This window comes from Bradyrhizobium sp. CIR18, assembly GCF_014198295.1.
Taxonomy (GTDB): domain Bacteria; phylum Pseudomonadota; class Alphaproteobacteria; order Rhizobiales; family Xanthobacteraceae; genus Bradyrhizobium.
On the sequence record NZ_JACIHF010000005.1, the window covers coordinates 457,733 to 478,144 of the forward strand.

The 20,412-nt window shown below is 58.7% G+C and carries 11 protein-coding genes and 3 pseudogenes; 8 read left to right on the forward strand and 6 right to left on the reverse strand.

What is annotated here, in order from left to right:
• Window positions 1-92 precede the first annotated feature (92 nt).
• From GGD65_RS20120 to GGD65_RS20130, 3 genes and pseudogenes are all read left to right on the forward strand, one after another.
• On the forward strand, window positions 93-1,571 hold the full coding sequence (locus tag GGD65_RS20120; protein WP_183236412.1) for an NAD-dependent succinate-semialdehyde dehydrogenase: 1,479 nt from the start codon (window positions 93-95) through the stop codon (window positions 1,569-1,571).
• A gap of 10 nt (window positions 1,572-1,581) precedes the next feature.
• Window positions 1,582-2,982, forward strand: a complete 1,401-nt coding sequence (locus GGD65_RS20125; RefSeq protein ID WP_183236378.1) for an aminotransferase — start codon at window positions 1,582-1,584, stop codon at window positions 2,980-2,982.
• Window positions 2,983-3,705: 723 nt separating this feature from the next.
• A pseudogene (locus GGD65_RS20130) lies at window positions 3,706-4,956 on the forward strand (IS256 family transposase).
• Between the two features lie 1,794 nt (window positions 4,957-6,750).
• Here the strand turns inward: GGD65_RS20130 and GGD65_RS20140 are convergent.
• A pseudogene (locus GGD65_RS20140) lies at window positions 6,751-8,019 on the reverse strand (acyl-CoA dehydrogenase family protein).
• Window positions 8,020-8,832: 813 nt separating this feature from the next.
• On the opposite strand from GGD65_RS20140, the gene GGD65_RS20145 reads away from it, so the two are divergent.
• Window positions 8,833-9,198: a hypothetical protein gene (locus GGD65_RS20145; RefSeq protein ID WP_183236379.1), complete on the forward strand. Its 366-nt coding sequence runs from the start codon at window positions 8,833-8,835 to the stop codon at window positions 9,196-9,198.
• Here the strand turns inward: GGD65_RS20145 and modC are convergent.
• From modC to GGD65_RS20160, 3 genes are all read right to left on the reverse strand, one after another.
• Window positions 9,169-10,362 (reverse strand): molybdenum ABC transporter ATP-binding protein, encoded by a 1,194-nt coding sequence (gene modC / locus GGD65_RS20150; protein ID WP_183236380.1) that lies wholly within the window; start codon window positions 10,360-10,362, stop codon window positions 9,169-9,171. The two genes, GGD65_RS20145 and modC, sit on opposite strands and share 30 nt — an antisense overlap.
• A gap of 235 nt (window positions 10,363-10,597) precedes the next feature.
• Window positions 10,598-10,906 carry a GNAT family N-acetyltransferase gene (locus GGD65_RS41145; protein WP_183236381.1) on the reverse strand — a complete coding sequence of 103 codons (309 nt, stop codon included), beginning with the start codon at window positions 10,904-10,906 and terminating at the stop codon, window positions 10,598-10,600.
• 1,418 nt (window positions 10,907-12,324) lie between these two features.
• Entirely contained in the window at window positions 12,325-12,489 is a 165-nt protein-coding gene (locus GGD65_RS20160; RefSeq protein ID WP_183236382.1) for a hypothetical protein, read from the reverse strand.
• Between the two features lie 58 nt (window positions 12,490-12,547).
• Between GGD65_RS20160 and GGD65_RS20165 the strand changes: the two genes are divergently transcribed.
• From GGD65_RS20165 to GGD65_RS20180, 4 genes and pseudogenes are all read left to right on the forward strand, one after another.
• A complete protein-coding gene (locus tag GGD65_RS20165; RefSeq protein WP_246783356.1) occupies window positions 12,548-13,909 on the forward strand; it encodes an MATE family efflux transporter in 1,362 nt (453 codons plus the stop codon).
• A gap of 472 nt (window positions 13,910-14,381) precedes the next feature.
• Window positions 14,382-15,656 (forward strand): diaminobutyrate--2-oxoglutarate transaminase, encoded by a 1,275-nt coding sequence (gene ectB / locus GGD65_RS20170; protein ID WP_183236414.1) that lies wholly within the window; start codon window positions 14,382-14,384, stop codon window positions 15,654-15,656.
• A gap of 618 nt (window positions 15,657-16,274) precedes the next feature.
• Window positions 16,275-16,480 (forward strand): annotated as a pseudogene (locus GGD65_RS20175) (acetyl-CoA C-acyltransferase); the annotation flags it as partial.
• A 351-nt stretch (window positions 16,481-16,831) separates the two neighbouring features.
• Window positions 16,832-18,460, forward strand: coding sequence for a long-chain fatty acid--CoA ligase (locus tag GGD65_RS20180; RefSeq protein WP_183236384.1), 1,629 nt, complete (start codon window positions 16,832-16,834; stop codon window positions 18,458-18,460).
• Here GGD65_RS20180 and GGD65_RS20185 read toward each other — a convergent pair.
• Both GGD65_RS20185 and GGD65_RS20190 read right to left on the reverse strand, forming a co-directional pair.
• Window positions 18,425-18,670, reverse strand: a complete 246-nt coding sequence (locus GGD65_RS20185; RefSeq protein ID WP_183236385.1) for a hypothetical protein — start codon at window positions 18,668-18,670, stop codon at window positions 18,425-18,427. The two genes, GGD65_RS20180 and GGD65_RS20185, sit on opposite strands and share 36 nt — an antisense overlap.
• Window positions 18,671-19,866: 1,196 nt before the next feature.
• Complete coding sequence (locus GGD65_RS20190; RefSeq protein WP_183236386.1) at window positions 19,867-20,067, reverse strand: hypothetical protein; 201 nt, start codon at window positions 20,065-20,067, stop codon at window positions 19,867-19,869.
• Between the last annotated feature and the right edge of the window lie 345 nt (window positions 20,068-20,412).

The window sequence follows — 20,412 nt, forward strand, 5'->3', positions numbered from 1 at the left end:
ACCAGTATCCTGAATGCACAGGAAACTTCAACAAACTGTACGCTTCGGACCTTCGAATGGCCCTTGAAACCAGCCGGCACAAAAGCCCTAATTTGCCCGGTCTTGCAGCCAGCTGCCTGCAGGACCTGCGTCGTCGCGATTTTCTGGCGGGAGACGCGCTGATCGATGGCCGCTGGGTTGCGAGCGACCAGAGGGACGTGGTGGTCGATCCGGCGACCGGGGAAGAGATCGCGGATGTGGCTCGTTGCTCAGCTTCGGATATGAGTCTTGCGATCGCGGCAGCTGATCGATCGTTTGCTGCGTGGCGAAGGTTGTTGCCAGCAAGGCGTGGAGCGCTCCTCAGGTCCTGGGCATCATTGATGCTCGACCATTCGGAAGAGCTCGCCGTCCTGGTGACGAGCGAGCAGGGCAAGCCACTTCAGGAGGCTCGCCAGGAAATTGCATACGGCGCTGGATTTCTCGACTGGTTCGCCGCAGAGGGCGAGCGTGCATACGGCGAGACAATTCCGAGCCACAAGGCAGGAAGCCTGCTTCAGGTGCGAATGCAGCCAATCGGCGTGGCGGCGGCGATTACTCCGTGGAATTTTCCAGTCGCGATGATTACCCGAAAGGCCGGGGCCGCTCTTGCGGCCGGTTGTCCGGCCATAGTGAAGCCCGCGCCGGAGACGCCGCTTTCTGCGCTTGCCGTGGCCCGGCTGGCGGAAGAGGCCGGTATTCCGCGCGGCGTGTTTCAGGTGGTGGTTGGTCATCCCGTCGAACTGTCGACGCCGCTGTTGCGCGATAAAAGGATACGCGCCCTTTCATTCACCGGTTCTACCGAGGTCGGCCGTCTTCTTCTCGAGGGGGCGGCCGACACGATCAAGAAGGTCTCGCTGGAGCTGGGCGGACATGCCCCTTTCCTCATCTTTGATGACGTTGACCTCGAGAAGGCCGTGAACGGGGCGATGGTCGCGAAGTTCGCTACGTCAGGCCAGGACTGCCTGGCCGCCAACCGCATCTATGTTCAACAAGGCATCTACACCGCCTTCGTCGAGGCTTTTGCTGCCGCGATGGCTCAACTGAAAGTCGGTCACGGTCTCGAAGCTGCAACAGACATTGGACCAATGACCAAATTGTCAGTCGCCAACAAGTGCAGGATCCAGATCGATGATGCCGTGAAAAAGGGCGCCCGCATTCTTTGCACTCATCAAGGTGCCAGTCTGGGTGCGAACTTCGTTCCGCCGACGCTGCTGGGCGATGTCACTGAAGACATGCTCATTGCGCGTGAGGAGACGTTTGGACCGGTAGCTGCCGTACTTCCGTTCGAGTCGGAAGAAGAGGTCGTCGCCCGGGCAAATGCCAACGAAATGGGGCTGGCCGGGTACATTTACACGAACGATCTGCGTCGGGCGCTTCGTCTTTCCGAGCAGATCGAGTGCGGCATGCTCGGTATCAATACGGCCTCGTTCACTGGCCCGCCGATTCCGTTTGGCGGGTGGAAGCAGTCTGGCCTCGGCCGCGAGGGCTCGCGGCACGGTTTGGCGGAATACATGGAACTCAAATACGTCTGCTTCGGAGATCTGGTAGCTTAGGAGAACTGGAATGATCGACATGAAAACCATCGCCGAACGGGATCGCTCAAGTGTCCTGCATCCATTCACCCAGCTCAAGGAATTCGCCGCAGGCAAGATCGGTGATCCGACGATCGTCACGACCGGTCAAGGCATCCGCATCGAAGATGCCGGTGGACGCAGCTACATCGATGCCTTTGCCGGCCTCTACTGTGTAAACATTGGCTACGGTCGGACCGAAGTGGCTGACGCCATCGCGCGGCAGGCTCATAAGCTGGCCTACTACCACACATATGCCGCCCACACGACTGAGGAGCTGGCAAGGCTGGCGGATCGTCTCGTGCGAATGGCGCCGGGCAAGCCAGCCAAGGTGTTCTTCGGCTTGTCAGGATCGGATGCCAATGAAACGCAGGCCAAGCTCGTCTGGTACTACAACAACCTGCGCGGCAAGCCGAAGAAGAAAAAGATCATCTCTCGCGACCGCGGCTACCATGGCTGTTCAGTGGTTTCCGGCTCGATGACCGGAATGTCGTTCTACCATGATCATATGGACCTTCCGTTTCCGGGCATTCTGCATACCGGTGCACCCCACCATTATTGGGGCGCCGAGCAAGGCGAGAGCGAGGAGGCCTTCTCTCGCCGGCGTGCTGCCGAGCTCGAGCAGCTGATCCTGCGCGAGGGGCCCGAAACGGTTGGCGCCTTCATCGGCGAGCCGGTGCTGGGGACGGGCGGCATCACCCCGCCGCCGGCGGCCTACTGGCGTGAAATCCAAGCCGTGCTTCGTCGTTACGACGTGCTGCTGATTGCCGATGAGGTGATTTGTGGGTTCGGGCGAACCGGGGCGGACTTCGGCAGCACGCTTTACGAAATCGAGCCTGACCTCGTGACCGTCGCCAAAGGCCTGACCTCCGGTTACGTGCCGCTCTCGGCAGCCATCGTTGGTCAAAAGGTTTACGCCGTCATGGAGGAAGCCGCGGACAGAGTGGGGGCATTTTCCCATGGATACACCTATTCAGGCCACCCGATTGCCGCCGCGGCCGCCAATGCGGTTCTTGATATCGTCGAACGAGAGCAACTAAGCGATCGTGCCAGAATCGTAGGCGAGCATTTCCAGAACAGACTCAGGGAGCGGTTCGCGCAGCTCGAGAATGTCGGGGAAGTGAGAGGCGTCGGCTTGCTCGGAGCAATCGAATTCGTTGCAGATCGTCACACCAAGCGCCCGTTTGATCCGCAGCTCAAGGTCGGTGCCCGCATCTCGAAAGCTGCCCGCGATCGGGGGCTCATTGCGCGCGCGATGCCGCATGGCGACATTCTTGGTTTTGCTCCGCCTCTCGTTGTCTCCGAAGCCGAAATAGACGAGATTGTCGAACTGGCGCACGGGGCGACGCGGCAGGTGCTCGATGAGCTCTCGAGGGAATCGGCCATTGGCTGAAAGTTGTTTCAGCATCGACTGATCGCTGCGAGCTCTCGCGAGGCGTTTCGCCTTCGATTGGCTCGCGCTGAAGGTTCCTTCGCGCCAGCGCGCAGCCAATTCAGACGTGCTTTCAAAGATGACGCCGGTGCTTCTCGAGAGCAACAGGCAACCCGCTGGTGAGAGCGGGCCAACTCCTGATGCGAAAACGTGTTAGAGGGCCAATGAGGTTGCCTCTGCCAGCTTTTGCCCACCACCTGTCCGCATCGCGCCATTAATCACCCATTTAGGACAGCCGCTTTTCTGAAGCAAGCAACGACCAAGCCGCGCGAATCATGCCGCCAGCGGGGTCCACAGTCGACTAGTCACTGTAGAGCTCAGTTGTCGGCCTGATCGCAAAAAAGCTGCGAATTCTCCGGCTCACGCGCAGAATTTGGCAGTTGCGTGAGACCAGATTGATAAACTTCGACTTCAATACCTGGGTGGCGTTTTCGTCAGAGGAGGGGGCCTCGGAGTCGTTCCGTCAAGCACCGCCCGTTGCAATGAGAGCGCACGGCGGATCGTTGGGGACGGGACACATGTTTTCGTAACCTAGAGGTTCATCAAGGAAATTGAGGAGGAGTCTTGTTCTATGGCAACGTTCGCTGGCAGAGTCTTGTTCTGAGGCAATGTTCGCCGGCGCTGGAGCGCAAGCCCCGGTAGTGTGCGGGAGGTTCTGCCAAAAGCTGAGAGGGTGAAGCGGTCATGGTAAGTCCCGTGATTGCGAAGATCACTGCTCGTAGAGGAGCTTGGACCCGCCATGACCGTGACGAAGATAGGACGGATGTCTCTGCAGTCAAAGAGTTATTGACGTCGGGCAAGGAGTTCCTGAAGCCGCTGATCCAGGGTGCGGTGCAGGAGATTCTCGAGGCCGAGATTACGGAGACGCTGGGTGCGGAGGAAGGAGAGCGCAGCGAGGGGCGGTTTGGCTATCGCTCCGGCTACTATTCCCGCTCGCTGATCACCCGGGTCGGCAAGATCGAGCTGAAGGTGGCGCAGGACAGGCAGGGACGGTTCTCGACCGAGCTGTTCGAGCGCTACCAGCGCTCGGAGAAGGCGCTGGTGGCGGCCTTGGCCGAGATGTACGTGCAAGGCGTCTCGACCCGGAGCGTGAAGCAGGTCACCGAGGAGCTGGTGGGCCATGCCTTCTCGGCCTCGGCGATCAGCGCGATCAACAAGCGGCTGGATGCGTCGCTGAAGGCGTTCTGCGAGCGCAAGCTCAAGGAGCCGTTCCCTTATATGATCCTGGACGCCCGTTACGAGCGCGTCAGGGACGATGGCATCATCGCGAGCCAGGCGGTGCTGATCGCGATCGGGGTCGACTGGGAGGGCCGGCGTCAGGTGCTCGCGGTCGAGCTCGCCAACCGAGAGAGCCGATCGAGCTGGAAGGAGTTTTTGGAAGGCCTGAAGGCCCGTGGCCTGCATGGCGTCGAGTTCGTCGTCTCCGATGACAATCGGGGCTTGAAGAAGGCCATTCCCGAAGTTCTGACTGGCGTGTTCTGGCAGCGCTGTTATGTGCACTTCCTCAGGAACGCGCTCGACTATGTGCCTCGGAAGGTCGATGACGATTGCCTGCTGGAGCTCAGATGGATGTACGACCGGCGCGACCTCTCGGAGGTCCGGCGCGATCTGGCCGCGTAGCTCGGCAAATGGGGCGGCAAGTACCCTAAGCTCACCGGCTGGGTGGAAGAGAACACCGAGGAGACGCTCACCTATTTTCTCCTGCCGCTGGCGCACCGCAAGCACATGAAGTCGACCAACATGCTGGAGAGGCTCAACGAGGAGATCCGGCGGCGCACCTACGTGGTGCGAATCTTCCCCAATGCCGAGAGCTGCGTGCGGCTGGTGCGCGCCTTGACCGTCGAGCGTCACGAGACTTGGCTCGAGGATCATCGCTATCTCAACATGGACCTGCTGAAGGAACACAAGAAGGAGGCACTACGCCAGGCGGCCTGACGATGCTCAGGCCCACCAAGGGGATGCACGCCCCCTCTCCACCGCCGTCGCTCGCCAGCGCTGCGCTCTTGGGCAAGCGAGCGACGGCGGCTCCGAGAGGATGGCTCGGCCGGACCCCACGATCAATTTTGCTGAACTTGACGCACTAACGCGCTCTTTCTAGCCTCGTGAGCGGTACCTTCGGTAGTACATGCTCATCGTTGTCCGTTCCGGTGCGCGTAAAAAAGGGCCACCGCGCCGGAATGTCTGCCCGGCCGCAATCCAAAACTGCTCTTGCATTAAAGATTGGTTGGGTTGTTGATGAACCACCGCCGTGACTCACGCGAACATCCCACACGTCATGGCGGTGATTGATGACCGCTTCCGAATACACCTTCTGCAGGAATAAGACGGCCGCGCCATCAGGCGATTGCGACAGGTAATACGAAGCACGTACTCGTTTTCCTCCTCTGTCGCGGGCAGCATGGTTGTGCCAATGCCTTGATGTTCGTGATCGAGTTATTGGTGCTCGCCGGCAGCATCTTGGCGCAGGAATTCCACCAGGTCTTTCAATGCCGTTTGCTCCTGGGCCAGTACCGAGCACACTTGGCATCGGGCGAGGATATTTTGGTGAGGTGGTCACTGGCTACACGAGCGGGCGCCTGGCCCTTATCATCCCGCTCAACCGGACGGTCCAGCCCCTGGGCACCGTTCTGCGGAGCGTGGCATCAGGCCCAACAATGGCTGTTGGCTCGCCGTTCACGGTGGCAAATCCAAATAGCTTGTGGGTGACCCGGTCTCCCCATTTAAAGGGACATTCTTCTTGCTCCATCGAGCGTCTCCTATTGCTTGCTTTGCCTTAAGGTATCCCCGCCTGTCAGCGCGATCAAATCGAGTGGGATATTTCAGTCGCTCGATTGTGGGGATGTACGCGGCATGGCCTCTTTGGGGCGCAGCGAAGATGAGCAACTTCAAAGTTAATCTCTCGGAGCGCCGTGGCTTGTCCGAGGACGCTAGCTTCCTCGCAACCTTTACTTTTTTAGCTCGTGGAGCTCCGCGCTGGTTCTCCGGTGCGCTCCGCCCAGCCTTCGACAAACCGCTCACTACCGCTCCGGCAGATTAACCTTGCGGCCGCACAGCCCCTGCGGCCCTTGGAAAGGACTGACCGTGGCTTCCCTCACGACATTCACCAGCGCGGGCCGCACTCGCAGTATTTACCTTCGTGCTCGAAAACGAAGGCGCAATAGTTTAGTGCTGCCACGGCGGAGTTTGGCGCGACGAGTTGAGAAAGATATCTTGAGGGCGAGCACCACCCCAGCCTGCATCGAAGCGAACAACCGGCACGCTTCTGTTTCCCTCATGCGCTGCTTATTGGCGATACGGCGTTTCCTGCGCAAAAGGGCAACGGGATGCTTGTGAATACGAGTTGCAAGGGCCGCTGGGGGCAAATCATCGTTGACCAGACTGCATCAGCGTGAAGCATCTGATTACGCAGGGACGCGTGGGAAGCCCAATTCCGCGAGATGCTGGATGCGGACGTTCAGCTGTCCAGGATGCCTTTCCAAGAGAGCTAAAGCCGTATCCGCTCACCTTCGAGCTTTCTTGTCCATTTGGGCTCTTGCATCTTTCCTTCCGACGCGCGAACGCGTTCTCATACCGCTAAGGCCGAAAGGCGCTGACCTGAGTCACCCTTCGCCCCACAACGGGGAGGTCTGTTGCCTGACGGCGTTGAGTGAGGCGGCTTCCTTGCGCTCGCCAAGACAGCACCCCGAAGCAACCGTGCATGGCACGTCAGATTCGGCCGGGCGTCGTCCCTTACTCCATGCTCAGTTCGTGCCGGCCCACGACCATCCAGTGGACCTCGTCGGGACCGTCGGTCATGCGCAACTGGCGGACATCCGTGTACATCTCGGCGAGCGGCGTCTAGTTTGACATGCCGCTTGCGCCGTGCATCTGGATCGCCTGATCGATAATTCAGGAGGCACGCTCCGGTACCATGGCCTTGATCATACTGACCCAGACACGCGCCTCCTTGTTGCCGAGCACATCCATGGCCCTCGCCGCCTTCAGGACCATCAGCCGCATGGCTTCGATTTCGCAGCGGGCCTGCGCGATGATTTGCAGATTGCCGCCGAGACGCGCAATCTTCCTGCCGAAGGCCTCGCGGGTGAGCCCGCGGCGCGCCATCATGTCGAGTGCTTTCTCAGCCTTGCTTATGACGCGCATGCAGTGATGGATGCGGCCCGGGCCGAGGCGGATGATCTCGAAGCCGCGGCCCCTCCTCGAGCAGGATATTTTCCTTCGGTACCCGACATTGTTGAAGCGCAGGTGCATGTGGCCGCGCAGCGCGTGGTCTTGCCCGAAAACGTGCATGGGTCCGAGGATCTCGACGCCGGGCGCGTGTCCTTCGGCACCAGAATTTGCGAATGCTGCTGCTGGTCGGTGCATCCTGGTTGGTCCTCGCCATCACGATCATGATCTTGCAGCGCGGATCGCCTGCGCCGGAGATGAAGTATTTATCGCCGTTGATCACCCACTCGTCACCGACAAGCTTTGCGCTTGTCGAGATGTTCCTGGCGTCCGATGAGGCCACGTCTGGCTCGGTCATGGCGTAAGCCGACCGAATTTCACCGTTGAGCAGCGGCTTCAGCCACTTCTCCTTCTGCTCCGGCGTGCGACACGCTCCAGCACCTCCATGTTGCCGGTATCGGGCGCCGCGCAGTTCAGGGTCTCAGGTGCAAGCAGGTCCTTGCCAAGCTCGGCCGCGATGTAGGCGAAGTCCAGATTCTTCATTCCCTCACCAGTGTGTGCATTGGGCAGAAAGAAGTTCCACAAGCCCTCCGCCTTGGCCCTCGATTTCGCTTTTTCGATCATTTCGAGCTGCGTCCGTGTGAAGCTCCAGCGGTTGCCTGCCTCTGCGGCATGCTTTTCGAGCTCAGCGGAAATCGGTTCCACGGTTTCGCGGATGAACTTGCGCATGCGCTTGTACAATGGCCCCACCCCCTTGGACATGCGAAGGTCGTTCAGCTCGTCGCCCGGGTTGAGGCTGTAGTTGGTGCAGCGGATCGGTGCGGCGATGTTCATGATTCAGCTCCTCATCTTGAATAAGACCTGCCAGGAGGCGAGGGTGGCTCCCGCCGGGAAAGCCGCTATCAATGCTCACGGTAGCCGCTGAAACGGCAGCTGAAGGTTAATCCCTTGACATTGCGGTCTGCACTGTTCTGTCCCTACAACGTCAAGTTGATCTATTGCGTTCGTTGTGAGGAAAATCTGAAGCCACCAGAGGAGGCGGGTATCCGGCCACGTAATTTGCCCCACCCTGAACGTGCGTTTCGTGCTGCGGCCGGCAATGGAGTGTTGCACGAGCACAGGACTCCCAATGCGCGTGGTCAGGCGCCTATTGGAGAGCCGCCATCGAAGGAGTCCCATTGATGGGGTCCCGCTAATATCCGCCTGCGGCAGCGGCGATGGATTACAGACCAGAAGTTCGTCCGGATAGGGCGGAGCGACCCCATCAACACCGGTGGGATCCCCTCGATCACATCTGACGGACTAAAGGTATGAGACAGGCGAGTATCCACTCACTGTGGGAATTCTAATTCTGTTCGGAGGCTCGGAGGAACCACAATTGATAGCCGCACCGATCGAATTGAGTGGGGCTTGAGCGTTTCGCTGCACCATTGCAATAGACGGGCCTCTCCTGTTCTGGCCGGGGAGTCTACCGCGTGTGGATTCCTCAGCGATACTGCCGGCCTTGGTAGACAGGATCTCAATTCTGGAGTTCTGCCTGAGATCATGCGTCGCCACAATACATACTGACGCCGAGGGTGCGACGCCCTGCTACTGACTGAATTCATCAGCGGTAAAGAAGGAGGAGCACAGTCTTGGATCACCACCATGGATCCGCCCAGCAGCCGCGCACCCGAAGTACAGCTTTCCGTCAAGTATCAATATTCGCGGATGACATCGTTGGGGCTACGTCACCCTTTGCACTCGCGCCTAACCAGGGATAAATCCTTAACAATAACTCCGACCAACGATCTTGATAGCTTCAAAGTGTGCCGTCATGGAGGCGTTACAATATCCACGCTGCTTGCCAGCGCTGGCAAGCAAGCGGTCACTTCCATCGAAAGTGATATCCAGGAAGGCGTACAGTTATCCGGCTATTGGGATCAGCCAGGCCCGGACGCCGCCTGCGCTCGAAAGGTGACGTATTTCATCTATCCGCTCACCCTAGAAGCCTATGCCGCCTTCAAATGTTGATGGACTCAACCATCCCTTCCTTTTTGGCGCAGGATCTTCCTCTCTCGTGTAAGTTGGCAGCCCTCGCATTAGCCCTTCAGAAGTCGGGACGAGCGAGATGCCCGTGACTTGGGCAAACACGTCCATCCCATCCTCGAGCTCCAGCACATCAAAGGAGCGGCGTGTAACACGCGATAAGAATTGCGCGCCGGAGCCACTGGTTTTGAGTGCAAGAAGTAACATGACCTCTGCGCCGCCGAGCGGCACCGAGGCCTTGATGCGGGCCGGAAATACATTGAGTGTGGAGCTCCCGCGTGGGTCCTCGCGTGAGACGCTAACGTCGCAGGCTGCGATGCGAAGCCGTAGCTGCGTGCCCGGTGCAAGTGGCTTGCCTGGGATCAACAGGCGTGCACCTTTAAAGGCGAGGACGAGCAGTTCATAGCTCTCGTCATAGCCGCTGACGACGGCATCAAGACTGACGGCGGCTTCTTGCCGTGTGGCAAGCGGCAACGCAAGGTCGCTCTGCAAGACATCCAACGGCGCAGCCGCTGTAACCATGCCGTGTTTCATCATGACTAGATGATCGGCCAGGCGTTCTATCTCAGCCATGTCATTGCTGACATAGATTATTGGCAGAGTGAGTCTCTCATGCAATCGCTCTAGGAATGGCAGAAGCTCGCGCCTGCCAGAGAGATCGAGCCCGGCAAGCGGCTCCTCCATCAGAAGTAGTCGAGGCTGGGATAATAACGCGTTGCCAATGGCGATACGCTGCCGCTCGCCGTCGGAAATAAGTGAGGGAGAACGGTCAAGCAGCGGCGCCAGATCGAGCAATTCGATTACCGCATCAAGCTCTATCGGAGTCGGTTCGAATTCTGACGCGCCGTAAAGTAAGTTACGCCTAACAGACAGATCTGAATAAAGGATCGGCCGTTGGAAAATATAGCCTATGGGACGCAGATGCGGCGGGCGGAAAGTGTCTTCGTCCTGCCAAACCTCCCCGTCCAAGGCACAGAATCCAGTGGGCAGACGCTCGAGACCGCCGATGCAGCGCGCGACGGTTGTGTTGCCGCAACCTGAAATCGCCGTTATTCCATTAGCTGGCACGCTGAATTCGGCATCGAGCGGAGTGCCCGCGAGAGAACCTCTGAAGGCGACTTCAATAAAGCCAAGCTGTGCTATTCTCATGTGCTCTATCAGTCGATCAGGTTACGTGGAGGACGAACCAAATGCGGACATCACCATGGCCGCCAGCGCTCCAGCGCGCGACACCCTTGCTGAGGGAGACGCAATAAGGCGGTCCGATTGCAGATCGACAGTTTTGCGCTGGCGGCAAGCCGAGCTCCCGGGGGGCCACGATCCGACTGCGCTTGAACACCGAGTCAGATAGGTCGGCAGTTTGGTGAAGAACATGCATGAGGACCTATGAACATGCTTCCAAGCTCTTGGTCATCAAAGTCCGGAATGTTCCGGGCCTGTCGGAAGGTGTTCGCCCGAGGGCCTTCCATCCATTTCGAGCGTAGAAACCTGGAAGACTGACGGTGTAGAGGAAAGCCCATCGGCAGCCACGTCGCCGGCCTTCGTCTTCAAATTCGTTTAAGACCATCGTTCCTAATCCCTTTCCGCGGACTGGTTTGGGCAAAGAGAATGCATCCAGGAATAGCAACTCGACTGACGAAAGTCCGGTCACACCTCCGACGACGTGTTGAGCTTCGGGATCTTCCAACGCCACAACAAGAGGACGATTGTCGCCGGTGCTATAACAACATCGGGATCGTCAAGGCGTCCCTCGATGGCCTTTACGATGGAAGGAGGAACTACGTCTGTCACCACAATGTTCGGCATTGCACCTCGCCCATTGTCACCGCCATTCTAAAAGCGTGGCTATCCCGCATGAAAATCACGCTCCATACGCTTGATCGCCGAAAAACACATCATCAAAGTTGCTAGTAAGATGGGGCAGACTACATATCTAGCCAAGCTCTGGAACTACCAAGATCAATAGTCGGCCGATTTGCGATCGCGTTTCAGATTTGGCAGCCTGGAAATGAACCAATGATGGACAGCTCTGCTCGACAGGTCAGTTCTCGAGTAAGCGTTCGCTGCTGGGCTACGTGTGCACATTGAAAGAGGTCGTTCCTCAAGGCGGAACCGCTTGCAGGGTGCGAGTCGGCGCCGCAATCGGAATCGGTCAGGCTGGAGTTGACCCGTTAGACAGGAGGCTCGGCTGGTCGATTGATTTGATATCTCCCGTCGTGAGCGCCAGCTCAGCCCAGAACGGGCGTGTCAGTTGTAGTCTTCCATACAATTGTTGATCCGCGGTCAGGCAGGTTCTCGTGTCAGCAATCGGATTCACACAACGGTAGTTGCAAGGAGACATCGGTGCCTCGGTCACGGCTGGTTTAAGGCTTGAACCGTTGCCAAGGTTCAGGGCCGCGGAAGAAGGTCGGGGCCCGTCAATCAGCTATTGCACTTGGGGCCCAAGCAGCCGAGCGAAAACGATTACCGTAATCACGGCGGAGAGAGCAAGCAAATCCCAATATAGCAAGACCGATAACTTCTTCCATTGGTAGAGTGGCGGCACACTGGTCATTTTGGCGAGAGCCCGGCGCTCGGCGCAAACCAAGCCTGATACTAAGGGGTAGGACGATGCGGCCTGACGAAACGAGAAGCAAACAGGCATACTGATAAAATCAGTGGGGAGCGCGGCATCACTATCCATGTCTTCGGCCACATCCAGGATAATAGCTGTGCGGCAGTCGAGTATCGCGTTTCAGACTGCCGAGCATGGCGCTGGGCGTGGCGATCGGCCGAGGCTATGGCTAATGGAAGACGGTGGAAGCCAATGGCGGAGCTCCACACTGTCATCCCTCGACCCCGGTTTCGAATCGGCTCGCAGTGGAGCAGGCGGCTGCGAGCGCGTTAGATTACACCTCTTCGGTACTCGATTTTCGACCGCCGCCGTGTCATCGAATGGCCACGAATGGCTGGATCGGCAATTGCAGAATCTACGATCCGGGCGAGATCCGAACTCGGGACAGTCGGATTTGTGACCTTGTTGGGGTCGCGACACGTTCGCTCGCAAATAGTCGTGACAACTCAGGCTCTCGCTTTTGGCACGACCTTTGAAGAGAACATGCCATCCACATGCTAGTCGGCATCGCGGCTCAAGAAATTCAAGTTATGGTTCATTGGAATATTGCCCGTCAGTTTCTGTCGCACCGCCTGGTAAGTCGACCAGCGCATTGCTTTCTCGTCCTGATTGGTGGCGGCGTACGATTCCGCTGAGGCAAATCGGGCAGCAATAATTTCCATGCACAAGATAGCCGAAAAAAAGCCGGTATCCGTCTCGCCGCTTTTACGAATAAGACAGATGAGCCGCCACGTCGCTGTCGAGCTCAGCGAAACCGCAAAGCTGGCATGGCCGATGGGGCTGACCCAGATCGCCCAGATCGTCATGATGACAACTGATCTCGCGTTCATCGGGTACCTCGGTGCGGAGGCGTTTGCCGCGGCAGCGCTGGCCAGCAGAATCTATGTCCTTGCGTTCACCTTCGGCTCAGGTCTGCTGGCGCCAATTGCACCATTGGCGGCACAGGCGTTTGGGGCAAATAATCTTGCCGTGGTACGCCGCTCGGTACGCATGGGATTGTGGGCGGCGATGATGCTGTCGTTACCGATCATGGCGTTTGCGTCGCGCGGGGAGCCAATACTGCTGGCCTTCGGCCAGGCGCCCGACACGGCGCGGCTCGGCCAGCAATATCTGTTCGGATTGGCCTGGGGTGTGACGCCGACACTGGGTTTTCTGGCTCTCCGCGGTTTCATGGGCGCGGCCAACCGGCCGGAGCCGGTCTTGTGGATCACGCTCGCGGCAATTCCCGTCAATGCTCTTCTGGCCTGGTTGCTAATAAACGGAAAGCTCGGGTTCCCGCGTCTTGAGTTGTTCGGGGCCGGACTCGCGACCACCTTGGTGAACTGTATGACGTTCCTAACCATTCTGTGGGTCGCGACAATGCGTCGCCCTTTCCGAGACTACAACCTACTTGCACGTTTTTCGTATTTTGATTGGCGCGTCATGCGGCAACTGGTTGTGATTGGAGCTCCGATCTCGATGGCCTCGTTGATGGGCGTCGGCGTGTTCTCGGCAGCGGCGCTCCTGGCCGGCCTGATCAGTACCAGCGCACTCGCTGCTCATCAGATCGCTCTTCAGGTGACCATGATCCTGTCCATGATTCCCTTCGGTATTAGCATGGCGGCGTCCGTGCGCGTCGGCCAGGCGGTTGGCCGCCACGACCTTTCCGGCGTCAAACGCGCAGGTCTGGCTCCGATTCTGCTCGGTGTCGTGATCGCCGCGATACTGACGCTCGCCGTGATCGCCGCGCGTTTTGAGATTGCCGGATTGTTCCTGGATGAATCACAGGGCGATGCCAAGGCGACAATCGGACTGGCTGCAAAACTACTTTTGATCGGTGCGAGCTTTTTCATCACGGATGCCGCGCAGCTCATTGCGACGGGAAGTCTGCGTGGAATGAAAGACACGCGGGTGCCGCTCCTCTTCATTGGAATTGCTTACTGGCTGATTGGCTTCTCTCTCAGTTACCTGCTTGGTTTGAAGATGGGACTTGGCATCGTTGGTATCTGGATCGGCCTGTCGACCGGGACCACCATCTACGCGGGACTCCTCGTGTTGCGTTTCATAATTCTCGCAAACAGAGGCGTCCTTCAGAGTCAATAATCTGATCCTTCAAACAAAGTTTGGTTTCTCTCTTCAGACAGAGGTGACCGTTAGATCTGGCAGCCCAGGATAGTTTCATTCCTGTGATTTTCAAGACGGGCAAAACACTCGGCGTTCAATACTTTCCACGTTGACTATTGCCACCAGCTGCGTGTCTACAGCGCCAGATCTCATATTTCGGAGAGTCGTTATTTAGGCGCCGGGCCGGAGTTTTTCGGGGGGACTCCGCGCGTTTATATGACAGGACACAATTGAACATTCTGAAGCGACTACCAGTATTGGCAGGTTGGTTGTTCCTGCGGCTCATATATCTGAGTGATCCGGGAAACATGCTTCACGCAACATAAATCTTGCTAGACGTGCAAGCGTTCGGCTCGCTATGTCCGCTGCTCGCGAAAAATCGCGGGAGCGTCCTTCACGCACCACCTTTACGGAGGCGATCTTGGGCGGAGCAATTGGCGAGCCGTGTGGCATGCGGGCTTTCGAAACCCTTGAATCGAATGTGCGCTCATACCCACTGTCGCTACCAGCCATTTTCAGTCGGGGGCGCGGATCCGTCATGCTGACAGACGATGGCAGGAAGGTCATTGACTTTCTCTCCGGTGCAGGGGCTCTGAACTACGGTCACAACAATCACCTGATCAAAGCCGCCATCACCGAGTATCTGGCGTCCGATGCCATCGTACACGGGCTTGACATGGCCACTCCTGCGAAGCGCGAATTTATGGAGACCTTTAATTCGGTCATACTTCGCGAACGGGGCTTGCGCTACCGTTTCCAGTTCACGGGACCAACAGGTGCCAATGCCGTAGAGGCGGCTCTAAAGCTTTCGCGCAAGATCACGGGACGTAAGAATGTCATTTCATTCACCCGTGGATATCACGGCATGAGTCTGGGGGCGATGGCCGCGACGGGCAATCATTTCTATCGAAGGGCCAGTGGCGTCTCCTTGGCTGACGCAACCTTCATGCCCTATGACGGCTATCTTGGACCTGCCTTTGATACGGCAGACTACCTACGTAAGGTATTGTTGGATGAGAGCAGTGGTGTCGATGCTCCGGCCGCCATTCTCGTCGAAACTGTGCAGGGAGAAGGGGGGATAAATGTTTCTAGCAAGGAGTGGTTGCAATCGGTTCAGGCCATAGCGAGAGAGGTTGGTGCGCTCTTCATAGTTGATGATGTTCAGATGGGGTGCGGCCGCACCGGCCAGTTCTTCAGCTTTGAGTTCGCAGGGCTTTCGCCGGATCTTGTCGTCATGTCGAAATCACTAAGCGGGTATGGCCTGCCACTATCGATGTTGTTGATCAAGGAGGAGCGCGACGCATGGCGGCCAGGAGAACACACGGGCACGTTCCGGGGAAACAACCTTGCGCTTGTGTCTGCCACCGCGGCCATCAACAGGTACTGGCGCAGCAAAACGTTCGCGGATGAAGTGCAGCGTACGGGCGATATCGTGCGGAGCCGGCTTGAGGCCATTGGATCCCAGCATGCAGGCAGTTTTGCTGTTCGGGGACGAGGCATGGTATTTGGATTTGATTGCCAAAGAGCCGAAATTGCGGCGGCGACGACCCGCAAGGCCTTCGAGAAGGGGTTGATGCTCGAGCGATGCGGGCCTATTGATCAGGTCATAAAGTTCTTGCCTGCGCTCACGATCGAACTGGAGACGCTTAACCAGGGTATCGACATATTCGAAGTGTCTTTGGCGGAAGCGCTGAGGGAGATGGGGTCAGACTTAGCCAACTGGTGAGTGTTCCTCAGGTAGTGAAGAGACGTGGGGAGCATGCCGTTTGCCGCAGTTGGGGTTCGTGCCGGCGATGCAACCCATCGCAAAGAGATAACGTCCAACAATAAGATAGCTGGCGGGTTCAAACGGTGATCGGCTGGCCGGCGCCATCGGACTCATGAGGATTCCGCGAAGTCAGACAGGCGTTTGCGCCGTCGCACGCATTCTCGCCAACCAGGCCGCATCTCCTTGCGCGACAGCAGGCGCTGCATCAGTCAGGCTTGCTCGACAATCCATTCGCGCAGAGCAACGGCCAGTGGTTCTGGGGAACGGAGCAGCGTGTGACTGACATGCCTGGGCTCAAGTCGCCTTTGGAGGAGACAAGCGGCCGGAGGAGTTCAGTTGTTACGTAACCGTAATGAATTATCAATCCAGGCGAAACGAAGCAGAGCCTGCTCATGGACGGCTCCTTTCCAGGATCCGTTTTAATTGCTCTCCGATAGAGAGCGAGTCCGCGAGAGCGTTGGCGCGCATCGCGCATTTCAGTCAGCCGGGCGTCCATGATGCGTTGCAGAGGCCCCGTCATGCCGACGGAAGTGCAGAACCATGCCGCTCGAAGTCCGGCTCGAGCAGATCCGTTTCATCGGGCTGTGGGAGCTCAATGAAGCTTTTGCTTGCCAGGCTCTTTACTGTCGGGACGATCTCAGGATCGACTCCGTCATTTACAATGTCAATAGAGGAACCATCGCAATCGGCTATCCCTATGGCGTTCACGGGGGCGCGTCTGGCGGCCATGCCTCGCCGAGGGCAAGCGCCGCGGAGCGAAGTATGTAGTGGTAACCATGTGAGTCGGAGGCGGCATGGGAGCTGCCCGCTTGTTCGAGGTCGCCTGAGGCGCTCGATATGGAATTTCAAGATGGGGGCCTAGCTGGTTCGAATGGGTGCAGGACCTCCAGCGATCACTCTGAAAGGAGATAGTAGCGGGAGCATCAATCGCGATGATATCATCAGCAGGAATGCGAGCTGCTTCTTCGAAGCTCCAATACACGCAATGTCGCCGATTCCGTCGGCTGAGTACCTGCGTCGAAGACTGCGATGGTCTCGAGCCTCCGATGCGTCGTTCCGGCAACGGGGCGCAGGGCGCATAGCGTCTAACCTGTCGTATCACCGCACTTTGTTGACCAGAAAGGAGACCGACATTGCAAAGCACCATGATGGAGGTGCCGCTCTCGCTCAATCACCTGCTGGAGCGCGCAGGAAAAATTTTCGCCGGAAACGAGATCGTCTCGCGCATGCCCGACAAGGGCCTTCGGCGCCATACGTATGGCGAGTTCTACCGACGCACACGCTCCCTCGCGTCGTGGCTGCGGGGGCTTGGTCTGGAGAAAGGTGACCGCGTCGCGACGCTGTGCTGGAACCACCATGCTCACCTGGAGTGCTACTTCGGCATCCCCGCGGCAGGCGGAGTGATGCATACGCTCAACCTGCGCCTGGCGCCTGGCGAGATCGGCTGGATTGCAGGCAACGCCGAGGATCGCTTCCTGATCGTCGATGACGTCCTGCTGCCTTTGTATTATCAATTCGCGCACATGCACCACTTCGAACACGTGATCGTGTTTCCATTCTCGGGCGCGCCGGTCTCGACCGAGTTGCAAGACTACGAGGTCGTGCTGGAGCGCGCGAATCCTGACAGTCTCGAGTATGCCGCGCACGACGAAGCCGATCCGGTCGCGATATGCTACACGTCTGGCACGACAGGCCGCCCGAAAGGCATCGTGTATTCCCACCGTTCGACGATACTGAGCACGCTTGTGGCGAGCCTCGGCGACTTCTGGGCTCTGCGTAGCACGGACGTCGTGTTGCCAATCACGCCGATGTTCCATGTAAACGCTTGGGGAATTCCTTACGGCGCAGTGAATCTTGGTGCGAAGCTCGTGTTCCCTGGGCCGCATTTGCATGCCGATGACCTTCTCGATCTGATGCAGATCGAACCGCCCACGTTGGCTGTCGGCGTGCCGACGATCTGGATGACGTTAATGCAGGCATTCGATGCGGCGCAATCCGAAGCCTCACCTGACCGCGGCCGATGGAAGTTGCCGAAGGCAATGCACGCAATGACAGGCGGCGCTGCGGTGCCCGAGTCTCTGATCCGTGCTTACGACGAGCGCGGCGTGTGGCTGGATCAAGGATGGGGCATGACCGAGACTTCATCGGTTTGCACCAGATCGTATGGTCGGGCGGAATTGCGCGCCGCCGGTGCCGACGAGAAGTACCGACGCGCTGCCATGGCCGGCGTACCCGTGCCGCTTGTAGATCTGCGACTTTGGGGAGAGGAAGGCGAGCTGCCGTGGGACGGGAAGAGCGTCGGCGAGATTCAGGTGCGGGGACCCTTCATCACGGGATCCTACCACGAGCTACCCGTAACCGATGACCAGTTCACCGGGGACGGCTGGCTACGCACGGGAGACGTTGCCTCGGTCGACCCGCTCGGCTTCGTGCGTATCACCGACCGGACCAAAGACCTCATCAAATCGGGAGGCGAGTGGATCAGTTCGGCGGACCTCGAGACTGTGTTAATGGAGCATCCGGCAGTCGTCGAAGCCGCGGTGATCGCTATCCCCGACGAGAAATGGAACGAGAGACCGCTAGCTTGTGTGGTGCTCAGGCCCAGCAAGCAGGTGGACACGAAGGAGTTCGATCAGTATCTGCTGGCACGTAACATCGCGAAGTGGCAATTGCCCGACCGCTACGAATTCATCGACGCCGTACCGCGAACATCCACTGGCAAGTTCTCAAAAGTGAAACTGCGGGAACGCTTCCCGGGGTGAGGCGATACGCAGAGCGTTCCAAATAAATTTCTTGAGGATCGAGAAGCTGCCGTCAGGCCGGGGCATCGGAGTCTTGTACATGCAGCTGATCTTGAGGCTGTGAATGCTCCAGCGGGTGCGCAACACCGAGACGTTCTCGCCGTTGAAGGCGCAGCCTCGGGCCGCGGCGAAGCCCTCCTGATTGAGGATTGCCGCGATCTCGCCATCCATTTGGTGTTCAGCATTCAACTCGCCGATCCGTTGCCGCAACTAATCAATGTCGATGTAATTGCGGTAGGTGTGAACGCGTCGTTGTACGTGCTGCTAGCTGGTTGCGCCGGTCTGCCAGAGGATCTTGAGCCGCACTTGACCTCGGGTCCGTTTCTGATCAAGGAGGACTTCGCGGATGGCAAATCGCAGAAGGCGGTTGCGATCGGCTGCCGACGTAGTGGCTGTATTCCAAATTTGCGGCAGGTTCTCACAGAGCGCTTGTAGCCCAGCGCGTTCCGCCGGGCCAATCAGAAGCGGCTCTTGCGCGCGCCAAAGCGCATGCTGCTGCTCGACCGCCTCGACAACACGCTACGTCTCTTCCCAAGCCCGCTCAAGTGAGCGCGCCACAAGACGGTTCTCGGGCTGTACGGCGTCATACCAGCCGCGCGCGCTCGGCTTCGTAGCGGCGCGGTCCACGCGAAGCGCCCACTGGCGCGCGAGCTGACGGCTCTCCTGCTCCAGTTGGCCCGCCGCCGGGTGCGATCTCAATGTTATCCGGCACCAGGGCATGGAGGACCGCCCGCTAGACCAGCGCGTCAACCGTGCTGCCGTTAGGATTGGGACCAGCAAGGCAGATTGTCCTTGCAAAATCCGGCCTATGCTGGGCGTACGTTTATGGCCGCCAGCAAAAGATCCGAGCCGATGCCGGCCGGGATCGCGGTTTGCCTCTACGCCGCTCACCCAGGCTATATCAGCTGGGAGGAGTTCATGGCCAACCAGGGCGCTATGAGGCACGACATTCTGGGCGTACCGCGCCCCGTTACAAGGAGTTGCGATCTGCGGCCGTTACAGGCGGCGACCTGCACCTCTCATCGGGATTGAGGCGTTCCTGTCCAACGCATCACACGGCGGGCGCTTTGCAGTTTCCGAATTGGGCGAACACGAGATGAAGACGGGCCGGAAAACGTTATCTGCCAGTCGCGAGCCTGGCCGGTAGGGGCAGCCGCAGCTCGCCCGTCGTCCTGGTGAAGGCGCATCCGAGGCTCATGCAACTCTGCCTGGTTCATGATGCTGGACAAACCCAAAGCAGGCGGTCGTGGTAGGCGCGCGGATCGTAAAGCCGCTCACGATCCCAATGAACACGCCGAACATGGAGCACAGTTCGGGAAGCTGATGCCAGTCCCGGTTATTGCGAGCCAAGCGAGAAGCGTCGAGGCTCACCCCAGAGCGGCGTTGCCAAGGCCGATCTCGGCAATGAGCTTCTGAAAACCATGACGATCCACATCGCCAGCACCGGATTTTCCCAGATTCTCGTCACTGACCTGGACGCGCTCTAGCGGCCAGCCCAGACCGATGGCGCGATCGACGAGGCAGTACTGCAGCTCCGTGCTCTCCAGGCGCTGTCGCACCTGGTTCACGGATAGCGGCCGGACGTAGAGTGGGCCAGCTTGGCTCGGTGCGCAATCGTGAGCCGCTCGTCAGCGACGTTCAAGCTGATCAGCACGACGCAGTCCCCTTCCGGGCGTGCCGGGAACCGCTTGTATTCGCCGCAGCAGCGTGGCGAGTAGTGAGTGACCTGGATTTGCGTCGCGGTCGGCAGACTCGGGCCACAGGCGCGGAATGTCGGCCGTTCGACGGCTGGGTGGATTTGCAACGTCCGTAGGGGGCGATATGCCACTCGGCCTGGAAGCGGTCGGTGGGTCATCGCGAAATCACCTTCTCGTCGAGTCAGACTCGCGCTCAAATGTTGCATCCATGGGATC